Genomic DNA, 4,608 nt, shown 5'->3' on the forward strand with positions numbered 1-4,608 from the left:
TTTGCTAGTCTTTGACGTGCGCATGTGTTTCTATACCCATTAGTACAGCAACCGATATGCTAGACTATAAAGTACATAAATTGCAAGGAGGAATTATTACGTGCAGAAAAGTTCGCCAGAGAGCCGCGTCGGTCGCCCGAAAGATGCCGCCAAGCACACGTCCATTGTGGAAGCGGCAACGAGGCTGTTCTCCGGGCAGCGCTACGACACCGTAACCATGGAGGCCGTCGCCGCAGAGGCGGGGGTGTCAAAGATGACGGTCTATAGCCATTTCTCGGACAAGGAAGCGTTATTCGAGGCCGTCGTGAGTGACGTTTCGGACCGGATGCTCCTGGTACTGCCGCCCGCGAGTTCCGAAAATTTACCCTTACGGGAACGGCTGTCTGCAATCGGCGCGGCATTCCTGAAGATCATTGTCAATGTCCATGTTGCTGGCATGGCGCACGCGCTGCCGACCGGGCACCAAGACCTGCCGCTAAGGACGCGCTTTTACGATGCAGGGCCGGGGCGGACTGTGGCGGTACTGGCCGGCATCATCAGCGACGCCGCGGCGCGCAACGAACTGATCGTCGACTCGCCGGAGCTCGCGGCACACGACCTGGTGAGCCTGTGGGCAGGTGATCTGCACGCGCGCATCCTGTTCGGAGTTGTGCGGCGGGCAACCGATAGGGAAATCAAGGAGCGGACACTCCGCGGCACCGACATATTTTTACGAGCTTTTGGGAAAACACGAAAGCGCGAGCAGTCATGATGTCTCCGGACTTGCGCGGGCTGCCGCCCTTCAGAACCTCCGCCTGCTCGATGCGCTCAGCTTTCCCACAAAGGCAAGAGATGACCCATTGGGCAGTCGGGTACAAAACATATTTGTGCAACCGACAGCCGCACACGGATTGTGAAAGTTGAATCCATGGCAGTCCAAAACCGCGGCCGGGCCAGGCTGCGTGGAGAAAACCCATGTCTTTCGATTAGCGACAGACTGCTCGGCAATGGCGCCATCCTCCTGGGAAAGACGAACATGTCTGAGCTGGCCGCGTCGTATGGTGGCTCGGCTACAGTTCCTACGGCGGTCAGACGGTCAATCCATTCAACCCGTTGCGTGACGCATCAGGCTCTGGTAGCGGCTCAGCGGCAGCGGTTGCCGCGCATTTCGCTCCGTTTGCACTGGGCACGGACACAAGCGGCTCGATTCGCGCGCCGGCCAGCGTTACCGGTACTGTAGACCTGCGACCGACGCTTGGACTGACGAGCCGTGCGGGCTCATTCCGCTATCACTGACGGCCGACTACGCCGGCGTCATCACCAACAATGTCCGCGATCAGGCGATCGTGCCCGACGTCATTCGCGGCGAGGACAATGCCGACGCCGCGACAAAGGAGATTCCACAGCCGTCGACACAGACACCGTTCGCCGCCTCGCTCGACGCGCGCGCGCTCGGCGGTCGCACGATCGCGGTGCTCGACAACTTTGACGGTAACAATCCGGACGTCGACCGTATCAAGTTCGAGGCGGAAAAAACGCTCCACAATGCAGGTGCACACGCCATTCACGTGAGCTTGCCGAAGATTTTCGAGAACTTGTGGAGCGTCGTGCGCGGCCCGGTCTGGCTCGCAGAATTCCGTCCGCAATTTGACGCGTACCTGGCATCGTTGCCGCCGGGTCAGCCGAAGGATATGGGCGCGTTCATGTCGTCGCTGGGCGCTCTCACGGACAACGGCACGAAGCTGATCAATCGGGACCGCTATAAAGCCTTGTAGAAAATCTCCGCACCGGGACGACGGATTCGCCAACGTACATCTCGATCTTGACGCATACAATCCCCGAGCTTCGGCAGCAATGAGCGACGATCATGAGCGACGGCAAATTCGATGCGCTGTTCTTTCCGACGATGAGCTGCCCGGCGTCAGTGATTCACGGCAAGAAAGGTTCGTCGTATGTTTGCGACGCGTCGGACGAATACGCTCCGTCATACATTGCATCGTCGACCGACTTCCCAGAGATATCTGTCACGGGCGGGATCGCGATAGGTAATGTGCCCGTCGGTGTGTCTTTTCTCGGCCGCGCAAATGACGATGCGAAATTGCTGGGCTTTGCATATGCGTTTGAAGCCGCCCGTTCGAAGACGCAATAGCGACGAGCCACATTGGGCCTTCGCGCTTGCACTTACGCGATTCGCTCTGCTTTGATGCAGGCGCCGACAAGACAGATCGCGAGCGTGGCGTCGAATCGCTTTCCGCGCTCGGCGATGATCTGTCGTGCCCGCTTGCCTCGTTGCCTTGCAGGTACATCGAGGTCGCCTGATCGATGATTGGCGGAGATCGCCGCGCACGATGGTGAGTTCGACACCGTGCGCCGGTGCATAGGCGGCAGGTTCGGCGCATCCAGTGCGGAGACGGGGGAGTCTGAACCGGCAATGGCGGATAGGCCGCCCGACATAGTCAGGCATGAAGGTCGTTGTTCGGGGATCGTGAAAAAGTCGCCCGTGGTTCGGAATGTTCGGTATCCCGGGAGACATCGGGACCCGATCGAAAGGAATGGCGCGGGCGGGCCTCCCGGACCGCCAGCCTTCGTCCTGTTCCCGTCGTTCAAGCCCGGTCGCTCACCAGGAAACGATCGAACAGGCAAGGGGTAAAGATTTCGCCAAACGTGTCGATTAACGCGCAAGGTTTCGCCCGATCACGAAACAGCCGCTTCATTCATCTGCAGGGACGTTCGTACTCAGCCTGCACCTGCAGTATGGGGCTCGCCTGTTCAAGGTGCCATTCCGTCGAACAGGCGAGCACGTACTAACGAAGCGCTTGTTTGTCTTCGCATTTAAGCCAGGCTTTCCGAGCATTTCTGAAGAACATGATTCGAGTCGCGAGCTCCTTCCTCACAAAACCCGCCGTGTTCTTTTTCGCTGGGATTGCAATCACGCTAGCTACGACCGGCGCCACCGTATCCTCGTTGTACGAAATGAGATTGGACGCGATGGCGCAGGCGCACGATGCCGCACAAAACCTCGTGATCTCGCTGCAGAAGGAGACGTAGCGTAATTTTGACATCTATCAACTCGCCATGCGCGAGGTCACTCAGCGCGACTTTCTGAGCGACCATGGCTGCCATTTGTACCAAGGGCGCCTTTTCTCGCCGCCGTTGCCGCCGGAGGGTTTTGTGCTCTGGATACGAGCGCATCGGCAGCGAACGTAAACACGCGGACCAACCAGTGCTCAGATTTGACGGAAAGCCTAAGCACGGCAGATCGTCTCCGTCCCAATGGATGCCGTCGGTACTGGCGCCTCGCGGGTAACTCGACTGTCTGAGTCGCTGTGTCTATCCTCGCTTGAACTGCGCACTGGTTAGAATCTGTGGCTAAAGCAAAACGCGAGATCGAGGCGCGGAACGGCGACCCAAGCTGGCGAACAAGGTCTGCCACCGACATCCCCAGTTCAGCCTGCTTGAACCCCGCCTCGGTCTACTCGACTGAGTACTGCTTGCGTTCCATCGTCAACCTCCCGCTCGCATTGGGAAAATTGCTCCGAAACACTAACACACTCATTCCTGTCCAGAGTTCTCGCGGCAGATCACTTTTTGTGGACAGAGTCGGTCACTCGGGTCCGTCGCAGCCGATGATTGCATCTTCTACGCAAGGCGGGGAGCGGTACAGATCAGATGCTTACTGCTTTTTCGACATGTTCGCTTCTCCAAAAAAATACGCGAGGGACGTAATTTTGTCGTTGCCTGCCGTGTGCGCTTCGCGAAAACGTGGTCGCTCGTCCCGGCGCCGGCGCCTCGAATGATTCGATCGGTGCGTTCTCGAAGCAAATTCCACGTCTGCTCATTGATGCCTGCATGCCGAACTTTTGAGGAGCCTTGGATGCAGCCATTGCTGATCGGTCGCGATAAACGGCCGGCCTTCAATCGGGCCGCCGCTGGCGAAGATTATTCGTTGTTTCTGGGTCGGCAATATGCGCGGAGTTCTGGTAGGACACGACCGAGAAGCATGGGACGATATCGCGATCGTTCGGTACGCGGGCTTCGGCGCACTACGACGGATTCTGCAAAGCGCGGCATACGTAGAACATGCAGCGCCGCATCGCCGCGCAGCGCTCGCCGATTGGAAGTTCATCGTGACGACTCAGCCTAAGCTCCCCGCATGAGGATCTTGATGGCGCCTTCGGCGTCAGTTTGCGGTTCAGCGAACGCCCTCACGTCACGCTGCGCGTCCTTGAAGACGCCGATAAGCAGCTCACGAACATCTTTGAGCATAACAATAAAACCGGCGAGTGCCTTCGTGCAGGCTTTCTCAGTAGAGGTTAACGTGCAACATTTGGTCGTAGGCCATGCCAGGTTGGGCCTTACCCCAATGCTACATAAGAGTGTGTTGCACCCACCGGTTGAATCCCCCTCCGCAGCGGACCTTCATGTGTAGATCACGTCAGTCGCGTCTCCGGTCTCATGGAAAAGAGGTAGGTGCACGATGATCGTGCAGCCGTTTCCCGGTGAACTGACAACAACGATTTGACCACCCAGCATCAGGACGCGCTCCTCCATCCCCGCCAGTCCGAACGATTTTTTTCTGGTCGCCAGCGGATCGAATCCTTGACCGTCGTCCCGTACTTCCAGCAGACA

The 4,608-nt window shown here is 58.2% G+C and carries 3 protein-coding genes and 1 pseudogene; 3 read left to right on the forward strand and 1 reads right to left on the reverse strand.

Annotated features, from left to right (window positions below; all coding sequences use genetic code 11):
- Window positions 1-100 precede the first annotated feature (100 nt).
- The 3 genes and pseudogenes from F759_RS39835 to F759_RS42715 all read left to right on the forward strand — a co-directional run bounded on the left by F759_RS39835 (window position 101) and on the right by F759_RS42715 (window position 2,128).
- Entirely contained in the window at window positions 101-751 is a 651-nt protein-coding gene (locus F759_RS39835) for a TetR/AcrR family transcriptional regulator (RefSeq protein ID WP_051377593.1), read from the forward strand.
- 341 nt (window positions 752-1,092) lie between these two features.
- A pseudogene (locus F759_RS43845) lies at window positions 1,093-1,754 on the forward strand (amidase family protein).
- Between the two features lie 92 nt (window positions 1,755-1,846).
- Complete coding sequence (locus F759_RS42715; protein ID WP_027803882.1) at window positions 1,847-2,128, forward strand: amidase family protein; 282 nt, start codon at window positions 1,847-1,849, stop codon at window positions 2,126-2,128.
- Window positions 2,129-4,398: 2,270 nt separating this feature from the next.
- On the opposite strand, the gene F759_RS43135 is transcribed toward F759_RS42715, so the two are convergent.
- Window positions 4,399-4,608 (reverse strand): sensor histidine kinase (locus F759_RS43135; RefSeq protein WP_027803884.1); only part of this gene is annotated, 210 nt, incomplete at its 5' end.

This window comes from Paraburkholderia dilworthii (assembly GCF_000472525.1).
Lineage (GTDB): Bacteria > Pseudomonadota > Gammaproteobacteria > Burkholderiales > Burkholderiaceae > Paraburkholderia > Paraburkholderia dilworthii.